Here is a 20597-nt window from a genome sequence, read left to right on the forward strand (position 1 = left end):
ATTTAAATGAAATACTTTAATACCAAACACGAAAAAGATTCAGCAAAGATTACAACGTTAGTTACGTTAATAATTCTTTTGCTAATCTTTGTCGTAGGACCAAAATATATGGATCCTCCAGAAGAATATGGTGTTGCAGTAAATTTTGGAACTACAGATTTTGGTAGCGGAAACGTACAACCTACAAAACCGGTAAAATCGGAAGACCTAGACATCGATAGACCTCCAGAAACAGAACCTACAAAAGCAGAACCTACAAAAGCAACGGAAGCTACAGAAGAAGTTTTAACCCAAGAAACCGAAGAAGCAGTTGCTATACAAAAACAAAAAGATGCCGTAGCAAAAGCAAAGGCGGTTGCAGATGCTAAAGCCAAAGCCGAAGCAGATAGAATTGCAAAAGAGAAAAGGGAGCAAGAAGAGAAAAAGAAAAAACTAGACGCTTTAATTGGAGGCGTTAGTAATTCCGAAGGAAGTGAAACAGGTAGTGAAGGTGATGATGACAAAGCAGGGGATAAAGGACAATTAAATGGCGATCCGTATGCGCCAAGTTATTTTGGAAATCCAGGGTCTGGAAGTGGAGGAGTAGGTTATGGCTTAAACGGAAGAGGAAAACCTTCAAAAGAAGTATTTAAACAAGATTGCAATGAGTCTGGAATGGTCATTGTAAGAATAGTGGTAAACAGAAGTGGTAATGTGGTAGAAGCAGAAGCAGGAGTAAAAGGAACCACAAATACGGCTTCGTGTTTACTGGAACCAGCTAAAAAAATCGCTTTATCTCATAAATGGCGACCAGATAGTAAAGCACCTGCAAAACAAGTAGGTTTTGTGAAAGTTAACTTCAATTTAGGGCAATAAAAAATGACATATCAAGATACTGTAAATTGGATGTTCTCTCAACTCCCAATGTATCAACAGCAGGGTAAAGCAGCGTATAAAGTAGACTTAAGTAATACAGTCTTACTTGCTAATCATTTAAATAATCCGGAAAATCAATTTAAAACTATTCATGTAGCTGGAACCAATGGAAAAGGTTCTACAAGTCATATGTTGGCTGCTATTTTACAAGAAGCAGGGTATACGGTTGGTTTGTACACTTCTCCGCATTTAAAAGATTTTAGAGAGCGTATTAAGATTAATGGTAAAGAAGTTAGTGAGCAGTTTGTAAGTAGTTTTATAAAGCATAACAAATCCTTTTTTGAAGCGCATTCCCTTTCCTTTTTTGAAATGACCGTTGGTATGGCTTTCGATTATTTTGCAAAGCAAAAGGTCGATATCGCAATTATTGAAGTTGGTTTGGGTGGTCGTTTAGATTCTACCAATATTATTACACCAGAAGTTTCTGTTATTACAAATATAGGATTAGATCATACACAGTTTTTAGGTAATACCTTGCACGCTATAGCGGAAGAAAAAGGAGGTATCATTAAAAAGAATGTTCCGGTGGTTATTGGCGAAACACAAGAAGAAATAAAATCTGTTTTTAATCGAATAGCATCGAAAGTTTCCTCTCCTATATATTATGCCGATCAATTGGTTTCTACAGTTTATCAAAGTGACTTAAAAGGAAGCTATCAAGAAAAGAACATAAAAACAGTTTTGCAAACAATACGCCTATTACAAGAACAAAACTGGAAGATTTCAAAAAGTAATATACAAAAAGGACTAAAAGGGGTAGTCGTAAATACAGGTTTCAAAGGAAGATGGCAAATCTTACAAGAAGATCCGAAGGTTATTTGTGACACTGCACATAATAAAGAAGGACTTATTTATGCCATGACACAATTACAAGAGGAACCTTTTCATGCGCTTCATATTGTTTTTGGAGTGGTTAATGATAAAGATTTGGACTCGATAATTGCTCTTTTACCTAAAAACGCCACTTATTATTTTTGTAAACCAAATATTCCTCGCGGAAAAAATGCGGAAGAGTTGTGGGCTTACTTTAAAGAAAAAAACTATGTTGGGAAAGCATATAATTCTGTAAATGAAGCATATAAACAAGCGTTGAAATCGGCTAAAATAGGAGATGTTATTTATGTTGGAGGCAGTACTTTTGTCGTTGCAGAAATAATTTAAAAAAAACTTTAAAAAAGTTTTTGAGAATCCAAAAACTAATCTATATTTGCAGTCCCAAAGAATAGGGCTTTATTCAAAATGATTAAAGATAAGGTTACCGAAACCTTAAAAAAATATTTCGGGCGACTAGCTCAGTTGGTTCAGAGCACTTGGTTTACACCCAAGGGGTCAGGGGTTCGAATCCCTTGTCGCCCACAGAAATTAAAAATCCTCATATTTTTGTATGGGGATTTTTTGTTTTTAAAAAGATTCTGTTTTGATCCTATTTTTCTATAGAATAAAGAGACAGTAAAGCAAAGTAATATTGCCAATTTACTTTAGTATACTTTAGATTTAAAGAATTTAAAATAGGTAATGTACAAGGCATCCAAAACCTCTTAGTAATCTAAGCCTTGACATTTATTAAGTAATAAGCTTTCGCCTTTAAGTTTTGAGAAATTAGTTCCTAAATATTTGAAATACTTGTATTTACATGTAGTTTCTTTTGTAAAGATATTTTTACCCATTACATAGTCTTTCTTTTTTTTAAATAAAGTAGTAATGTTGTTGTGAAAAGTTTTTGAGAATCCAAAAACAGGTGTATATTTGCAGTCCTGTTAAACGGGACTCGAGACAAAAGTAGTTTAGAGTATAGGTTTTCCGAAACCTTAAAAAAATAAATCGGGCGACTAGCTCAGTTGGTTCAGAGCACTTGGTTTACACCCAAGGGGTCAGGGGTTCGAATCCCTTGTCGCCCACATCAAAAAAAATCCTGATACTTTTGTATCGGGATTTTTTGTTTATAAAAAACAAGAATGAAGGGCGTTTTCATTCCTGCTTTACTTACTAAATAGGTTTCGATTAGGGATCTCTAATCTCATGTAGAGCATAAATAAAAAAGCTTCTCTTTTGGGAGAAGCTTTTTTATTTATAAATCCGTTTTAAAGTTGGTAATATGGTTACATCAAATCCAAAGTTCGTTCTAAAGCCATACCTCGAGATCCTTTTATTAAAAGTGTTGCGTTCTTAGGTTTCTCAAAGTTATTTTTAAAAGTTTCAAAGGACTTATACTTCTTTACTTTATCGGAAGGCGTTTCCGTTTTAAAGAAATTTTCACCTATTAAATATATTTTGTCCAAGCTTAAATCAATTGCTAGTTGCGCTATATTTTGATGCTCTTTTTCTGCTTCGCTTCCCAATTCAAACATATCTCCCAAAATAACGATTTTATTTCGCTCTTTTAAATTAGAAAAATTAACTAGTGCTACTTGCATACTTGAAGGGTTTGCGTTGTAAGCATCTAAAATTACGTTGTTGTTTTCTATAGTTATTATTTGCGACCTGTTGTTCTGTGGGGTATAACTTTCAATCCCTGTTTTTATGTCTTTTAAGGGAACATCAAAGTGTTTTGCAATAGTAGTTGCCGCGCAAAGATTCGTGAAGTTATATGCGCCTATTAAGTTAGAGGTGATGATTTGATCTTCCGCTTTTAGTTTTACAAAAGGATTTGCTTCTACCATTTCTATCTGGTAGTATTCTTTGTTCGTTTGTGAAAAACCGTACTTTGTAATATAACTGCTTAGTTTTTCAGTTTGAATGGCATCATCCGCATTAAAAAAAATAGGTTTCTTGTTTTTTATTAAATAATTGTATAGTTCTGTTTTTCCTTTAATAACGCCTTCCATGCTGCCAAAACCTTCTAAATGTGCTTTGCCAAAGTTTGTAATGTAACCATAATCTGGTTGGGCTATATTACATAGTAATTCAATTTCATTTAAATGATTTGCACCCATTTCTACAATACCTATTTCTGTATTGGTATTCATGGATAATAAGGTTAAAGGAACGCCAATATGGTTGTTTAAATTACCTACCGTGGCTACTGTTTTATGTTTTTGAGATAGTGCAGCGTTTATTAATTCTTTGGTTGTTGTTTTGCCATTGCTACCTGTTAGTGCAATGATTTTTACTTTTAAATAGTTTCGGTGATAACTGGCTAATGCTTGTAGCGTTTTTAAAACGTTGTCAACAAGTATGGTCTGTTTATTAATAAGATATTCTGCTTCATCAACTACAACATATTTAGCACCATTTTTTAGTGCTTGTTCCGTAAAGGTATTCCCATTAAAGTTGTCGCCTTTTAGAGCGAAAAACATGGTGTTGGTTTCTATTTTTCTTGTGTCTGTACTCACGGTATTACATTGTAAAAACAGTTGGTGTAATTGCCCTATTTTCATATGTTTTATTTATTATATTTTAACTGTCACATGCTGTTCGCTATTCATTATTCACGCAGGTGATAGTGTTCTTAATATGCTCGTTTTATAAAATAAATGTATAAAAAAAAGTCCTGACTATTGTCAGGACTTTTTTTATTTTTATAAAAGAATTATTAATTCTTTGTTTTGTTTGTTCCTTTAGATTTTGAACCTACACGAGACATTGCACATCTAAATCCAATATAATCTGTTGCCATATCTTGAGGGAAATAACGTCTTTGTGCTGGATCTAACCAGTACTCTCTGTCTTTCCAAGAACCACCTTTGTAAACTCTTACTTCATCATTAATTAAAGAAGTACGTTTGCTTGATTGGTCATACTCACGAATCATAGCTCCTGTAGAATCTGTTTCTACACTATGTTTTGGTGAGTTATACATTTTTCTTGTTACTGCATCATGGTCGCCTTCTCCACCTTCTTCTTCGTCAAAAGAATCTCCATACTGTCTAGAAGAACGTTTATCTCCATCTCTAAAGTTACGGTTATCACTTCTGTCAAAGTTGGTTCTTAAGTAAGTCTCGTTTTCATCAACACCAACTTGTGCAATTTCACCAGGGAGGTTTCTTGCTACAATTTTTCCGTTAGATAAAGTATCGTATACTATGTCATCAACAGTAACAATTTTTACAGTTCCGTCGTCATTAATAGCATTTTTAGTATACACATTTCCTCTATAGTAGTTAAAGTCATTAAACTCATCATCTACAATAGGTCTATAAACATCCGCAACCCATTCTGCAACGTTTCCAGCCATATCATATAAACCGTAGTCATTTGCTTGAAAAGACATTACTTGTTTTGTTATATCTGCTCCGTCATCACTCCATCCAGCAATTCCACCATAATCCCCTTTACCTTGTTTAAAGTTAGCCATTTGGTCACCACGAACTTTACGTTTTCCTGTTCGTGTGTATTGTCCAGCCCAAGGGTATTTTTTTCTACCTCTATATGTGTTGTAACTTCTTAAATCAGACATTCCTAAAGCTGCATACTCCCATTCCGCTTCCGTAGGTAGTCTATACATTGGTGAAATTACACCAGTTTCTCTTGTTGCATATTTATTAATAGTATCTCCTGATGCAGTAGTTTGCACACGACGTCTTGATCTTTCAGGATTAATAATACTATCATTACCACCATACGTTTGTGTTGGTGCATTTATATACGTATCTGTGTTAAAGTTTGCATCCGCAGTTGCTGTTAGTTTAGCATCTCTTGTTATCCAACCAGCTTGTTCTAGATTTAACTCATTATATCTGTCTGATCTCCAATTAGCAAATTCAACTGCTTGAATCCAACTAACACCAACTACAGGATATTCTGCATACGCAGGATGGCGTAAGTAATTGTTTGTCATAACTTCATTGTAACCTAAACGGTTTCTCCATACTAAAGTGTCTGGAGCTGCACCATTGTAAATGTCTTTAAAGTTTTCTTCCGATGGAGGATACGTGGATTTTAACCAGTATAAGTATTGAGAATACATAAAATTTGTAACCTCAGATTCATCCATGTAAAAAGATTGAATGTGTTGTTGGTTAGGCGTGTTGTTCCAATCATGCATAACATCATCTTGAACTTTACCCATTGTGAATGTTCCTCCTTCAACAAATACTAATCCAGGAGCAGTTTCTTGCTCTTTAAATTTTTCATTGTATTGAAAACCACCTTCTTTGGAATTGATTTTCCAACCTGTTGCTCTAGATGTATTTTTAGAACTAGATCTTTTACAGCTAACTGCAGTTACAGATACTGCTAAGATTAATAATAATACTACTTTTTTCATGTTCATACTTTTAAAGTAAGCTACTTGTTATTTTAGTGATGCAATATAAGAATTAAAGCCAATACTACAAGAAAATTTGTAAAAATTGATTAAAAAAAATTGCACTTCACCCTAATTATTAAACCTTATAACGATGTTTTTAATAATTTCATCGTTCATTTGTAGAACTAATAACGCACAATTTTATAAAATATTATTGTACTTTTGATTCGTTTTTTTAAAATTGTTTGTTTTTTAATAATAACAGGCAATTATTAACGTTATTTATGCAATGAAAAAGAAATTATTTTTACTCCTACTAATATTCCCATTTATAGGGTTTGCCCAGCAGCAAACGTTTCAAATAACTTGGAAAGATTATAAAACGATTACAAATGGAAACTTTTCTATAGAGGTTCCTTCTTTTGATAAAGAACATTTTAATTATAGTTTAAAAGATGGCTTGCAATTTGTAGCACAATGGGATACCTCTAATTATATTAATGAGTCTTCGGTAACTTTATCGCAAGTTAGTTATACGAGTATTTCTTTAAACGAATTAAAAGGAGTCGATCTTAAAACTATTCCGGATACTGTAAAATATAGCTTGGCTAATTCTATTGCTAGAAATAAACGGAATGCGTATTTTATTGTTTCTCCTATTATAAAGGAAAGAGGTGTCTATAAAAAAATAACGTCGTTTACGGTTAATTATAATACCAATAGCAGTAAAAGTTCAAGGTTTTCAAGTGCAGCAAGAAGACAACTTACCAATTCTGTTTTAAGTTCTGGAGAATGGCATCGGTTTTATGTAGATACTACAGGAGTATTTAAAATTTCAAAAAGTTTTTTAAGTTCTATAGGTGTTAATGTGAATAGCGTAGATCCTAGAAATATTAAGTTATTTGGTAATGGTGGGCAAATGATACCATATGCTAATGCAGAAGTATATCCTTATGATGTTGTCGAAAATGCCATACGAGTGGTAGGTGAAAATGATGGAGAATTTAATAATGAGGATTATATTTTGTTTTACGCCAGAGGACCAAGAGGGTTTGACGCAGATAGTAAGACCAATATAAATTTATATACAGATAAGACCTATTATTATATAAACATTAGTTCTGGTCAAGGTAAAAGAGTACAACCTTTTATGCAACCTACAGGTAATATCGATTTAGAGATTACGCAATTTCAGGATTATCAATTCTATGAAGTAGATAAATATAATTTGGTAAATGTTGGAAGAAGATGGTTTGGGGATAGATTTGATATCGAAAATAGTAAAACATATGACTTTAGTTTTCCGGATATCGTTTCTAGTGAACCAGCAATACTTAAAGTATTTGTTGCATCCGATGCGGAAACGGCTTCTAGTATGCAGGTAGATATAAATGGAAATGCGGTTACAACCATAGCTTTAACAGGACTTACGGGTGATAATTTAGCCGTGGAATCTTCTTTTAATGGAAACGTAAATATTAATTCGGATGCTGTAGCTGTTACTTTAAACCATAATAATGCAGGGAATCCAAGTGCTAATGCATATTTAGATTATATTTCCATAGAAGCTACTCGCGCATTAAACTTTTCGGGAAATCAATTTGTTTTTAAAAATAAGGAGGTTGTAAGAGCTTCTGGAATTGGAAGATACACATTAACTAATGCCGCTAATGTTTCCGAAGTTTGGGATGTTACAGATTTATATAATATAACAACAGCGGTCAATACAGACGCCAGTGCAAGCTTAAGCTTTACTTCTAATTTAGGTAGCTTCAAAGAATATGCTGTGGTAACCACGGCAGATTTTTACCAACCAAAAAGAGATTCTAATACAAGTGTAGCTAATCAAGACTTAAAAGGAACCATCTTTTTAAATAACCAAGGTGCATTTCAGGATGTGGATTATTTAATAGTTACACCTACCTATCTTTTAGCGCAAGCAGAACGACTAGCAGAAATCAACAGACAGGAATATGGATTAAATGTTAAAGTAGAAACACTAGATAGAATATATAAAGAATTCAGTACCGGTAATCAAGATATTGGTGCTATTAGAAATTTTGTAAAATACATCTATGATAATGCAAGTACACCAGGAAATAAAATAAAGTATTTATGCCTTTTTGGGGATGGCTCTGTAGATTATAAAGAAAGGTTACCAAACAATACTAATGTTGTTCCTTCATGGCACGCTATAGAAAGCTTTAATTTAACAAGCTCTTTTGTGTCTGATGATTTTTATGGAATGATGGATGAAAACGAAGGAAACATGGAACCTTCCGAAAAATTAGACATCGCTGTTGGTAGGATTCTTGTAAACTCAACGCAGCAAGCAAAAGAAGTGGTAGATAAAATTATATCTTATCACAACGACGCAAGTTATGGTAGTTGGAGAAATAATTTTGTAGTTGTATCGGATGACGTTGACGAATCGTGGGAAAAAGTACTACAAGAAAGTACCGATGAATTGGCAAACCTTATAGTAGCAAATAAACCGTTTTTAAATCCTATAAAAATCCATTCGGATGCTTATTTACAAGAAGCATCGGCAGGAGGCGCGCGATACCCTAAAGTAAATGAAGCTATAGTTAATGCTATAGAAAATGGTGCTCTTGTAGTTAATTATTTTGGTCATGGTGGTGAAGATGGACTTGCTCATGAGCATATTTTTGAAGCACCAGATTCACGAGAGTTAAATAATGTGTGTAAATTAGGTTGTTTTGTCACAGTAACTTGTGAGTATACAAGGTTTGATAATCCTTTAAGACCAACCGCTGGAGAATATATGTTCTGGAATCCTACAGGAGGTGCGGTGTGCTTAATTTCTACAACAAGAAAAATATTTGTGAGTGTAGGTATTACCTTAAATGAAGTTTTAGGTGAGTATATGTTTTCATATAATGACTCCGATGACTATCAAGATCATGAATACCCTTCTGTAGCGGAAGCTTTAAGATTAACAAAAAATGATCCTTCTGTATCTAGTACACCACAAAGAAGGTTGGTGTTTTTTATTGGAGATCCTGCAATGAAATTAACCTTTGCTAAACCTAATATCCGACTTACTAAAATTAATGATGTAGCTATTGCAGACGAAACAGATACATTAGAAGCTTTAAGTCATGTCAAATTATCTGGAGAAGTAACCGATATTTCTGGTAATGTACTTACAAATTATAATGGCGTATTATCGACCACCATTTATGATAAAGAAATAGATAGAAGAACCCTTGCCAATGATGGAGTGCGTGAAAGTGGGCAAATAATATATTTAGATTTTAAAACACTTGGAGAAATAATTTTTAGAGGGCAAGCATCTATAACCAATGGATTGTTTGAATTCGATTTTGTAGTGCCTAGAGATATTGGTATTCCTGTAGGTTTTGGTAAAGCAAGTTTTTATGCAAAATCCGAAATTCCATTCCTACAAGATCAAACGGGAGCAAGTATAGAAACTATTAAAATAGGAGGAATAAATGCAGATGCACCAGAAGATAATACGGGGCCTTTAGTTACGCTTTATATGAATGACGAAAGTTTTGTTTCTGGAGGTATTACCAATGAATCTCCTTCGCTTTTAGTGAAGTTAGAAGATGAAAACGGAATTAATACAGCCAGCGGAATTGGACATGATATTGTTGCAATTATTGATGGAGATGAAACAAGTCCTTATGTATTAAACGATTATTATCAAACAGAAGTAGATGATTACACCAAAGGATTAGTAAATTACCCTTTTAGAGATTTAGAGCCTGGTTTACATACCTTAACACTTAAAGCTTGGGATGTTTATAATAATTCATCCATCCAAGAAATACAATTTGTAGTCTATAATGAAAACGAACAATTAGTAGTTAAAAACGTATTGAATTACCCAAACCCTTTTGTAAATTACACCGAATTTTGGTTTAATCACAATAGTTCAGAGCCTTTAGACGTTTCAGTACAGATATTCACAGTTTCAGGTAAATTGGTGAGAACTTTAAATGGGCAAACCAATTCCTCAGAATGTTGTGGTAAAGGTGCATCAGCACTTTCTAGAGATATTATTTGGGATGGACGCGATGATTTTGGAGACAAAATAGGTAAAGGAGTTTATGTGTATAAGCTAACGGTACGTTCCAATACTCTAAATAAAAAGGTCGAAAAAATAGAGAAACTTGTAATACTATAATATTAATTTATATTTGTTAAATAAAAAACACCATATGAAGAAGTCAATTTTAACTATAGCATGCTTACTATTAATTGTTAAAATAAATGCGCAAACCACGGTAATTCCAGATTCAAACGATTCTAGAGTGATCACAACTGGAGTTCCATTTTTACTTATTGCACCAGATGCAAGAGGAGCAGCAATGGGAGATATGGGAGTTGCAACATCTGTGGATGCGTTCTCGCAACAATGGAATCCATCCAAATATGCATTTGCTACAGATAAACAAGGAATAGGCGTTAGCTACACACCATATTTAAGTAATTTAGTAAAAGATATCTTTTTAGGAAACTTAACCTATTATAATAAGTTAAATGAAAGAAGTGCTTTTTCAGCAAGTTTAAAATATTTTTCTTTAGGAGATATTGAGTTTGTTCAAGATGAATTTTCGGAAGCTTTAGTACAAAGACCAAATGAATTTACTATTGATGCTGCATATGCACTAAAATTAAGTGAACAATTTGCAATGTCTGTAGGTATGCGTTATTTACGTTCCGATTTAAAACTAAACGGTATTGATGAAGATGCAACAGCAGCAAGTACTTTTGGAGTAGATATTTCAGGGTATTACCAGAGTGAAGAAGAAGCGTATGATAGCTTTAATGGTAGAACACGTTTAGGTTTTGCAATTCAAAATATTGGGCCAAAGTTTAAATATTCCGAAGGCGGCGTAGAAAACTTTCAACCAACAACATTGCGCTTAGGTGGTGGTTTTGATTTTATTTTAGACGATTACAATAAAGTTTCTGTAACAGGTGAGGTTACTAAATTATTGGTACCTACTCCTCCAGTTACTGGTAAAGAGTATGAATATACAGACGTCGATGGTAATGGAGAATATAATGAAGATATAGATGGACCAAAGGGGAATTTAGTTAACGATAATTATATTATAGATGGTAAAGATCCAGACGTAAGCTTTATTTCTGGTATGTTTCAATCTTTTGGTGATGCGCCTGGAGGTTTTAGCGAAGAGCTTAAAGAATTTACCTATGCTATTGGTGCAGAATATTCATATCAAAACTCCTTTGCTTTTAGAGGTGGATATTTTAATGAGAGTGATGAAAAAGGAGCAAGAAAGTTTTTTGCTTTAGGAGCAGGATTTAAATTTAGTGCGGTAACAATAGATTTATCGTATTTATTCTCAGCATCTAAAGTACAGAGTCCTTTAGAAAACACATTGCGCTTCTCTCTAGCCTTTAATCTTGGAGCAGACTCGTATACAGAATATTAATATTAAGTATAGAATAACAAGTAAAACTATTGCCAAAAGCAATAGTTTTTTTGTCTCAAAACAAATGGGTTTTAAAAGGATAGATACTAAATTTGAATTTTATTTTCTTTAAATCAAATAACATAGAAGCACTGTACGAGTTGTGTTTATATTTTATTTTAAAAATGAAAGGGAATAGAAACAACTTTAATCGATCGTTTTAAAATTTTTTTGGTATAAAAGTTTCTTATATTTAAAGAATGAAACATGCATTGCTTTGGGAATGCAACTAGTAACATATTATTTTGAATATTACATCTAGCAATTAAGATGCAATAAAAACTAAAAGATGAAAGAAATAAAAATAGAATCTACCTTAACCGTTTTTGATGATTTTAACGAATTACCAAAAAACATTGCTTCCTTAATGGAGCAAGCAATGGAAGCTAGAGAAAACGCATACGCACCATATTCTAAATTTCTTGTTGGAGCTGCAATAGCCTTAGAAAACGGAGAAGTGGTAACCGGAAGCAATCAAGAAAACGCATCGTATCCTTCTGGTTTATGTGCAGAACGTACCGCAATTTATTATGCAGGAGCAAAATATCCAGGTGTTAAAATGATAACTATGGCAATTACTGCTGGGTCTACTTTACATCAAACCATGGCGCCAATTCCTCCTTGTGGCGCATGCAGACAAGCAATTGCAGAGTATGAAGTAAAACAAAATGAAGATATAGAAATTTATTTTATGGGAGAAACAGGAAAAGTGGCAAAATCACATTCCTTAGCTAATTTACTTCCTTTGGTTTTCGATAAGTCGGCACTTTAGTGTTTCCGAAATCGATTTCGATGAATTTTACGATTTTCAGCCTTTTTTATTCCTAACTAAAGTATTACTTTTGTTGGTGGAATTAATTTTTGGAAAATTGTTTTCTGAAAGAATTCCATAGTAAATGCAGCGAATACCAATTTTAGATTGGTGTCCAAAAAAATAGAATTTTATAATTTCTTTAAAAAGTAGCACTACCAATGCAAAAAATCACCAAAGAAGTATACCTTAAATGGTATGAAGATATGTTATTCTGGCGCAAGTTTGAAGACAAACTAGCCGCAGTATATATTCAACAAAAAGTAAGAGGTTTTCTTCACCTTTATAATGGTCAAGAAGCAATATTAGCAGGAGCTTTGCATGCAATGGATCTTTCTAAAGATAAAATGATAACTGCATATAGAAATCATGTGCAACCAATAGGAATGGGAGTAGATCCTAGACGCGTAATGGCAGAACTATTTGGTAAAGCAACAGGTACCTCTCAAGGTCTTGGTGGTTCTATGCATATATTCTCCAAAGAAAAAGGATTTTATGGCGGACACGGTATTGTTGGTGGTCAAATACCTTTAGGAGCAGGAATGGCTTTTGGAGATAAATACCATGAAACAGGAGCAGTAACTATTTGCTGTTTTGGTGATGGTGCAGCTAGACAAGGTTCTTTACATGAAACTTTTAACATGGCAATGTTATGGAAATTACCAGTAGTTTTTGTTTGTGAAAACAATGGTTACGCGATGGGAACTTCTGTAGAACGTTCTGCAAACCATACAGACATTTGGAAACTAGGTTTAGGTTACGAAATGCCTTGCGGACCAGTAGATGGTATGAACCCAATAAAAGTTGCAGAAGCTTTTGATGAAGCGCTAGAACGTGCTCGTCGTGGTGATGGACCAACATTTTTAGAATTAAAAACTTACCGTTATAGAGGACATTCTATGAGTGATGCTCAGCATTACAGAACAAAAGACGAAGTAGAGGAATACAAGAAAATAGATCCTATCACGCAAATAAAAGAAGTTATTTTAGATAAAAATTACGCTACAGAAGACGATTTTAAAGTTATTGCGAAGCGCGTGAAAGAATTAGTCAGTGAATGTGAAAAATTTGCTGAAGAATCTCCGTACCCAGACAAAAGCTTGATGTATGATGTAGTTTACGAACAAGAAGATTATCCATTCATACAACATAAATTATAAGCTATGGCAGAAATAATAAACATGCCTCGATTGAGCGACACGATGGAAGAAGGTACTGTTGCAACGTGGCTTAAAAAAGTTGGCGATAAAATAGAAGAAGGAGACATTCTTGCAGAAATTGAAACCGATAAAGCAACCATGGAGTTTGAATCTTTTCATGAAGGTGTTTTATTATATATTGGTATTCAAGAAGGAGAAACTACGAAAGTAGATGAGCTTCTTGCAATTATAGGAGAAGAAGGAGAAGATGTTTCTGCCTTAATCTCTGGCGCAAAGGAAGATGCTTCTAAAGAAGAAGAAAAAGAAGAAGCTACAGCAGAAGTAGAAAAGGCTTCTAATGAAGATCAAGACTTACCAGAAGGAGTAATCGTAGTTACGATGCCAAGGTTAAGTGATACGATGGAAGAAGGTACGGTTGCAACGTGGCTTAAAAAAATTGGAGATGTTGTGGAAGAAGGAGATATCCTTGCCGAAATTGAAACCGATAAAGCAACGATGGAATTTGAGTCTTTTCAATCTGGAACCTTATTATATATTGGTTTAGAGGAAGGAGATACCGCTAAAGTAGATTCCCTTTTAGCTATCATTGGCCCAAAAGGAACCGATGTTTCTGGAATCGCAAAAAACTTTAATACAGAAGGAACTACAGATAAAAAAGAAGCAGCACCTAAATCCGCGGAAACTAAAAAAGAAGCTCCTAAAAAGGATGCGCCTAAAAGCGATGCATCGAAAGCTGTTGCGACTTCTAATGCTAATTTAAATGCTAACGGACGTGTATTCGTTTCTCCTCTAGCCAAGAAAATGGCAGATGAAAAAGGAATTAACTTATCGCAAGTACAAGGTTCTGGTGAAAATGGAAGAATTGTAAAACGCGATATCGAAAACTTTACACCAGTCGCAGCGACTGCTTCAGTTGGTAAATTTGTTCCAACAGGACAAGAAGATTTTGATGAAGTGCCAAATTCAAACATGCGTAAAGCTATAGCTAAAAACCTAGCGAAGTCTAAGTTTACGGCACCACATTATTATTTAAATGTGGAATTTGATATGGAGAATGCAATTGCATTTAGAAAACAATACAATTCTATTCCAGATACAAAAATATCGTATAACGATATGATTGTTAAAGCTTGTGCTTTAGCATTAAAAGCGCATCCGCAAGTAAACTCGCAATGGTTTGAGGATAGAATGCAATTAAATAACCATGTACATATTGGTGTTGCAGTTGCAGTTCCAGATGGTTTATTAGTTCCTGTAGTAAAATTTGCTAACGAGCAAAGTTTACCACAAATTGGAGCAGCCGTAAGAGAGTATGCTGGTAAAGCAAGAAACAAGAAATTGTCATTAGATGAAATGGAAGGTAGTACTTTCACTATTTCTAATTTAGGAATGTTTGGTATAGAGAGTTTTACATCTATTATCAATCAACCTAATTCTGCAATTCTTTCTGTTGGAAACATTGTTGAAAAACCAGTAGTAAAAGAAGGACAGATTGTAGTTGGTAACACAATGAAATTAACACTTGCTTGTGATCACAGAACAGTAGACGGAGCAACAGGGTCTTTATTTTTACAAACCTTAAAAGGCTATATTGAAAATCCTGTAACCATGTTAGTATAATATATTTTAAGTGTCACACTAAGCACAGTCGAAGTGCAAACTAGGAATCTTATAAAACAAAAGCCTAATTCAATTATTTGAGTTAGGTTTTTTTTTATCTTTAAACTTTAAAACAATCTCATGAAGAAAATAATAGTATTACTTGCTTTGATTATAGTTTCTAGTTGTAAAACTTCTACAAAAGAAAAGGGCAAAATAATAACAATAACGAGTAATGAATTAAAAGAAACGGTAACTTATTTAGCTTCAGATGCTTTAAAAGGAAGAGATACTGGATCTGAAGGTATCGATGAAGCAGCGACTTATATTGAAAATCAATTTAAAATTTTCGGTGTAAAACCTTATTTTGATACGTATAGAGATACTTTTAAAGTAGATAGTTTAGATGCCTTTAATGTGGTTGGTGTTATTAAAGGTAATGATCCAACACTTCAAAATGAATATGTGGTTATTGGTGCACATTATGATCATATTGGTATTTCTAAAAAAGCAGTAAATAACGACTCCATAGCTAATGGTGCTAATGATAATGCAGCAGGAACGAGTTCTGTAATTGCAATGGCAAAATACTTTGCTGCAAAAAAGAATAATAAACGTAGCTTACTTTTTGTATTGTTTTCTGCAGAAGAAAAAGGTTTATTAGGATCCAATCATTTAGCGAAAAGATTAAAGGCCGAAAATTTAGATTTATATACTATGGTTAATATGGAAATGATTGGTGTGCCATTTGTAGATCGTGATTATGTTGCTTTTCTAACAGGTTTCGAAAAGTCTAACATGTCAGAAAAAATGAATGCATATTTAGGAGCGAATGTCATTGGTTTTTCAGAAATAGCAAAGAAGTATAGCCTGTTTAGACAATCTGATAACTATGCGTTTTATAAGGAATTCAATTTGCCTTGTCACACCATTTCTTCTTGTGATTTATCAAACTATGATTATTACCATCATGTAGATGATGAAGCAGATAAATTAGATTATAATCACATGGCAAACCTTGTGAATTCTATTATCCCAGCAATTGAAAAAATGAGTAATACACCAACTAAAGAAATTATTCTAAATGACTAAAAATATAATAATTACAGGAACAAGTAGAGGGATTGGTTTTGAACTAGTACATCTTTTTGCAAACCAAGGACATAATGTATTAGCGTTATCGCGAAATGCGCAACCCGTGAATAATCTACATTTTGAAAATATTACTTCTATGTCTTTTGATTTAAGCAAAGCCGAAGACTATAAGAAAGTAGAAGCATTTATTAAAACGGAATGGAAACAAGTAGATATTTTGATTAATAATGCAGGAACATTATTAAACCAACCATTTGCAGAAACGACCATGGAAGATTTTGAAAACGTGTACAGAACCAACGTTTTTGGTGTTGCCGAAATGTCTAGAACCGTTTTACCTTTTATGAAACAAAATAGTCATGTAGTAACTATAAGTTCTATGGGAGGTGTGCAAGGTAGTATGAAATTTCCTGGACTCGCAGCATATAGTTCTAGTAAAGGTGCCGTAATTACGTTAACAGAATTATTGGCCGAAGAATACAAAGAAACAGGACCACAGTTTAACGTGTTAGCTTTAGGAGCGGTACAAACCGAAATGCTTAAAGAAGCTTTTCCAGATTATAAAGCACCAACAACAGCAGCACAAATGGCGGCATATATACATAACTTTGCACTAACAGGAAACCAATTGTATAATGGTAAAATGTTACAGGTTTCTAATTCTACACCTTAATTTTTGGGGTGCTAGGAAAAGATATTCCAGTTCCTTTTATTTATTCTATAATTTCGTAATCAATATCTAGTTTACGAAAAGACCGTAAAGCAGAACCTGAGTTTTTATCTAGCACCTCAATATCTACAGCATCGCCTTCTAAGAGAATATCTGTAAGTTCATGAGATAAGGATTCGCTGATGTTGGTGGCAACCTCTGCAATACATTTCGCTATCGCTCTTTTATCTGGTCTTTGGGCATCGCAAGACAATAAGTTTAATTTCATAAGTATAATTTATTAATTTAATAGTATAGCGATCCAATACTCGTTTAGGTCTTTGCTATTTGGATGCTTGCTTTAGGCTTTTACTTTATTAATTGAAGCTCTTTTCGTTTCGCTTCGTCACCTAGACTTTTCTGATTCCAGTACGGTTCGTTAATGCTTTTTTTCAACTGTGCTTCTGTTATTAATCCATCTCCATCATCTTCCGTCCAAGATAGTATTTTATATGGGAATTCGTTTTCAACAGCTATAGAAAGCTTTCTTTCATAATTCAAGTATGCAATGGTATAGCTTATTATGCTGTCTGATTCTGTTTTACTGATTTTAGCTTTGGTAGATTTTAGTTCGTGATATCCAAAACGACTGTATATCGTAGAGAAAATCAGGTCTATTTCTCCCAAAGGTAATTGCCCGTTATTTAAACGAATATGTGTCATTAGTTCTTCTTCTAGAAGTGCTGCAGGAATGGTCTTTTCTGTATCTCCATCTGCTTCAAAGTAAGAGAATTGTTTGAAATTATAATTTTCTTCTTCGAGATTTAATTGTGTAAATGTATGTCCGCACCATTCTTGAATACTCGTATTTAATTTTAATGTATGCGGATACTTTTTAGAATCCACCGGTGTAAAAGAAGAAGTTACAATAGAATAATCATAGATACCTGTCGTGAATTTTCTAATGTTGTTTAATTTTAAAACGGATACATTATCTTCTCTGGCATCTTGAGGATTATCTAATTTGACTTGTTTACTTAATGAAAATGGTTCTGTAACAAATACTAATACCACTTCCCCGTCGCGAATTTCTCCATATCGAGATTGTTTCAATGTATAGCTATTCAATTCCGCTTTCCCAGAATACCAATATTCCTTAAATTGATTTGTTAGTGGCGTTTCCTCTTTCTCCTTTTTTGTGGTTATTGGATCAGTAGATAATTTCTTATCCTGTTGACAGCTAAGAATAGAAAAGATGGCTAGAAAAAAAAATGCTTTTAGTAGTGTATTCATCGTTTTATTATCAAGAGTTAAACAAAGTTCAAATATTTTTAATTCCAACTAAGGTCTCCGGTTATTGTAAACTACGTAAACCTTCATAAACCACAATACTTACCGCATTTGCTAAGTTTAAGCTTCTAACGTGTTCACTGTATAAAGGAATCTTAAATAACTTGTCTGTATTGTTTTCTAGAAGATCTTTAGGTAAGCCTGCAGATTCTTTACCAAAAACTAAAAACATATTGTCTTCAAATTTAATATCCCAATGGTTTTGTGTACCATGGCTAGATAAAAACACCATATTGGCCTTTTCGTTTTTCGTTAAGAAATCTTCTAAACTATCGTAATAATGTAAGTTGAGGTGTTGCCAATAATCTAATCCGGCACGCTTTAAACGCGCATCTGTAATTTCGAAACCAAAGGGTTTTACTAAGTGTAAATTAGATCCAGAAGCTAATGCTAGTCTTCCAATGTTTCCTGTATTGTTCGGTATTTCGGGTTCTATGAGTACTATGTTTAATGCCATGCTTACTTTCCACGAAAGTGGGTGTGTATGTTTAATTATTCGTTTTCTTCTTCAAATTCAATTACGTTTGCTTCAAATTCGGCTTCTAAAAAGGAGTCTTTACTTATCCAATATTCTGAAGTGATTAACGTGTAAGAAGTGTTTTCTTTGTTTTGTAAACTCCAAATAATATGTTCCGCTTCATCAAATTCTTCTTTTCCTAAAATCTGGTTGATGTATAACCTTTTGATGACATTGTTTTTTGAAAACGAAGCATTAAAAGCTTTTAAAACAATTTCTTTTGTAATATTTTTATTTGGCGAAATTTGGAATTCAATAGTTGTTGCTTTCGCATTCGGAAAAGTGCCGTTATATGCTTTAAAAAGTAATTGGTTTATATTATATAACTGATGATGTAATGCAATATTTGCATACTCTTCAGAAATTTTATCTAATAACATTTCATGAGAAATCTGTTCTATTTGATTTTTACTTAATTCCGTAGATAATTTATAGGTTAAAATAATAGCCGCTGCTTCTTGAGGTTCAAAATCGGATATTGCCATGAATAGCAATTCTCTTAATTCTTCTGGATTAGCACTAGCAGCATCTGGAAATCCAAATCTTTCAAGCAAATTGACATAGTCTTCATGTAGCCAAGCATTATCTAATTCGTCAAGATATTTTATTTTATTTATAACAATTTGATATTTCATAGTTTTCAAGTATTAATTATGTTTTCATCAAAAAATGCCTATTCAAAGATACAGAATAGGCATTTAATAGCTTCACTAAATTCAGTTAGCTGTTTGTTTTATTTTGTTGTTTTTTGATGGTGCTTTTATCCATGTCAAAATCATTTGTTTCCATCTTTGTATATCCTATTGGATTCGTTGGATTTGTTTGTCTTACTGTTGTTTTAAATTTCTTTCTGTCTTCTATCATTCCCATAATTTAATTTTAATGTTCCTTTTTAAAGTACAGATTTTTAAAAGAAGTTTCTCACAATACAACGTTAAATTAGCCGAAACGATGTTAAAATATGTAATCGGAATGAGGATATATTAGAAAGACCTTTATTGATTAAATGCTTTATAAAAGCAAAACCAATAATTGGATTGTTAGTGGGATTAGTTGCCTGTGCAGTTTTCTGGTTCTAGGCGCTATGTTTAATGCCGTGCTTATTTTCCGTGAAAGTGGTACTTTATTTAGGACTATTGTTTGCCGTTAATTTTAAGATAATTATCCGTATAAGTAATACAAAAGGAAAGCCATGTAAAACGACATCAAACCAATCCATGAATTTCATGCCTTCTGCTCCGCCAAAAATCCATTTTAATTTACCAATAATATGTGGTTCTGGTACAAAAGGAGCTAAGCCTAATGTTAAACAAAGTATTGCTATTACTTTCCAATCGTTTAGTAATTTCATAATTTTATTATTTCAGAGACATTCTCATTTCAACAAGGTTTTTAGTGAAACCACTTTTTTCATAGGCTCTAATTGCTGGAGCATTATCGTGATATACGTCTAATCTCGCTTCAAAAATAGCATTCGATTTGGCCCAAGTTTTTAAAGCTTCCGTAATGGATTGAATTACACCTTGACCTCTATATTCTGGATTAACATACATAAAACCTAAATACACATGTTGTTTGTGTGTGTGATACGGTTTAGAATTCATGATTTTTGCATATCCCGAGCCAATAACAACATTGTTATGTGTTGCTACATGCACTTCTACTGTGTTAGAGAGAATTAACTCTTTAATATCATAATAGCTAATTGGATCTGGTTTTAAAGTAACATCAAAAGGGCGTTCTGCCAAAACAATACCTTGCTCAAATGCTAATAGCGTTGGTAAATCTTCTAATGTTGCCGATCTATAAATAATGCTGTCCATT

General features: G+C 33.3%; 18 protein-coding genes and 2 tRNA genes. 11 read left to right on the forward strand and 9 right to left on the reverse strand.

The genetic code is table 11. The annotated features are described in order from the left end of the window. Positions 1-6: 6 nt before the first annotated feature. From ACVCXO_RS01750 to ACVCXO_RS01765, 4 genes are all read left to right on the forward strand, one after another. Positions 7-855 (forward strand): energy transducer TonB, encoded by an 849-nt coding sequence (locus ACVCXO_RS01750; protein ID WP_452227883.1) that lies wholly within the window; start codon positions 7-9, stop codon positions 853-855. A gap of 3 nt (positions 856-858) precedes the next feature. Then, entirely contained in the window at positions 859-2076 is a 1218-nt protein-coding gene (locus ACVCXO_RS01755) for a bifunctional folylpolyglutamate synthase/dihydrofolate synthase (protein ID WP_452227884.1), read from the forward strand. Between the two features lie 120 nt (positions 2077-2196). Next, a tRNA-Val gene (locus ACVCXO_RS01760) sits at positions 2197-2271 on the forward strand. 467 nt (positions 2272-2738) lie between these two features. After that, positions 2739-2813, forward strand: a tRNA-Val gene (locus ACVCXO_RS01765). 201 nt (positions 2814-3014) lie between these two features. Here the strand turns inward: ACVCXO_RS01765 and ACVCXO_RS01770 are convergent. Beyond that, positions 3015-4292 (reverse strand): UDP-N-acetylmuramoyl-tripeptide--D-alanyl-D-alanine ligase, encoded by a 1278-nt coding sequence (locus ACVCXO_RS01770; RefSeq protein ID WP_452227885.1) that lies wholly within the window; start codon positions 4290-4292, stop codon positions 3015-3017. Between the two features lie 155 nt (positions 4293-4447). Further along, the gene (gldJ, locus tag ACVCXO_RS01775) at positions 4448-6127 is read right to left on the reverse strand and encodes a gliding motility lipoprotein GldJ (RefSeq protein WP_452227886.1); all 1680 of its coding nucleotides are present in this window, start codon (positions 6125-6127) and stop codon (positions 4448-4450) included. Positions 6128-6392: 265 nt separating this feature from the next. Between gldJ and porU the strand changes: the two genes are divergently transcribed. The 7 genes from porU to ACVCXO_RS01810 all read left to right on the forward strand — a co-directional run bounded on the left by porU (position 6393) and on the right by ACVCXO_RS01810 (position 16930). Continuing rightward, a complete protein-coding gene (porU, locus tag ACVCXO_RS01780) occupies positions 6393-10277 on the forward strand; it encodes a type IX secretion system sortase PorU (RefSeq protein WP_452227887.1) in 3885 nt (1294 codons plus the stop codon). Positions 10278-10311: 34 nt separating this feature from the next. After that, on the forward strand, positions 10312-11553 hold the full coding sequence (porV, locus tag ACVCXO_RS01785) for a type IX secretion system outer membrane channel protein PorV (protein WP_452227888.1): 1242 nt from the start codon (positions 10312-10314) through the stop codon (positions 11551-11553). A 328-nt stretch (positions 11554-11881) separates the two neighbouring features. Beyond that, positions 11882-12364: a cytidine deaminase gene (gene cdd, locus ACVCXO_RS01790; protein ID WP_452227889.1), complete on the forward strand. Its 483-nt coding sequence runs from the start codon at positions 11882-11884 to the stop codon at positions 12362-12364. A 200-nt stretch (positions 12365-12564) separates the two neighbouring features. Further along, entirely contained in the window at positions 12565-13563 is a 999-nt protein-coding gene (gene pdhA, locus ACVCXO_RS01795) for a pyruvate dehydrogenase (acetyl-transferring) E1 component subunit alpha (RefSeq protein ID WP_452227890.1), read from the forward strand. A gap of 3 nt (positions 13564-13566) precedes the next feature. Beyond that, positions 13567-15183 (forward strand): pyruvate dehydrogenase complex dihydrolipoamide acetyltransferase, encoded by a 1617-nt coding sequence (locus ACVCXO_RS01800; protein WP_452227891.1) that lies wholly within the window; start codon positions 13567-13569, stop codon positions 15181-15183. Between the two features lie 120 nt (positions 15184-15303). Further along, complete coding sequence (locus ACVCXO_RS01805; RefSeq protein WP_452227892.1) at positions 15304-16254, forward strand: M28 family peptidase; 951 nt, start codon at positions 15304-15306, stop codon at positions 16252-16254. Beyond that, a complete protein-coding gene (locus ACVCXO_RS01810) occupies positions 16247-16930 on the forward strand; it encodes an SDR family NAD(P)-dependent oxidoreductase (protein ID WP_452227893.1) in 684 nt (227 codons plus the stop codon). The genes ACVCXO_RS01805 and ACVCXO_RS01810 overlap by 8 nt, the downstream gene beginning before the upstream one ends. Before the next feature lie 40 nt (positions 16931-16970). Here the strand turns inward: ACVCXO_RS01810 and ACVCXO_RS01815 are convergent, their stop codons facing one another. The 7 genes from ACVCXO_RS01815 to ACVCXO_RS01845 all read right to left on the reverse strand — a co-directional run bounded on the left by ACVCXO_RS01815 (position 16971) and on the right by ACVCXO_RS01845 (position 20596). Continuing rightward, complete coding sequence (locus ACVCXO_RS01815) at positions 16971-17195, reverse strand: hypothetical protein (protein WP_452227894.1); 225 nt, start codon at positions 17193-17195, stop codon at positions 16971-16973. 80 nt (positions 17196-17275) lie between these two features. After that, positions 17276-18199, reverse strand: coding sequence for a septum formation inhibitor Maf (locus ACVCXO_RS01820; protein ID WP_452227895.1), 924 nt, complete (start codon positions 18197-18199; stop codon positions 17276-17278). 61 nt (positions 18200-18260) lie between these two features. Further along, positions 18261-18713 carry a tRNA (cytidine(34)-2'-O)-methyltransferase gene (locus ACVCXO_RS01825; protein WP_452227896.1) on the reverse strand — a complete coding sequence of 151 codons (453 nt, stop codon included), beginning with the start codon at positions 18711-18713 and terminating at the stop codon, positions 18261-18263. A gap of 35 nt (positions 18714-18748) precedes the next feature. After that, positions 18749-19408 carry a hypothetical protein gene (locus ACVCXO_RS01830; protein ID WP_452227897.1) on the reverse strand — a complete coding sequence of 220 codons (660 nt, stop codon included), beginning with the start codon at positions 19406-19408 and terminating at the stop codon, positions 18749-18751. 85 nt (positions 19409-19493) lie between these two features. Further along, positions 19494-19643: a hypothetical protein gene (locus ACVCXO_RS01835; protein ID WP_452227898.1), complete on the reverse strand. Its 150-nt coding sequence runs from the start codon at positions 19641-19643 to the stop codon at positions 19494-19496. Between the two features lie 253 nt (positions 19644-19896). Beyond that, positions 19897-20124, reverse strand: coding sequence for a hypothetical protein (locus ACVCXO_RS01840; protein ID WP_452227899.1), 228 nt, complete (start codon positions 20122-20124; stop codon positions 19897-19899). Positions 20125-20131: 7 nt separating this feature from the next. After that, positions 20132-20596 carry a GNAT family N-acetyltransferase gene (locus ACVCXO_RS01845; RefSeq protein WP_452227900.1) on the reverse strand — a complete coding sequence of 155 codons (465 nt, stop codon included), beginning with the start codon at positions 20594-20596 and terminating at the stop codon, positions 20132-20134. Between the last annotated feature and the right edge of the window lies 1 nt (position 20597).

The sequence above is a fragment of the Lacinutrix sp. MEBiC02404 genome, from assembly GCF_053601575.1.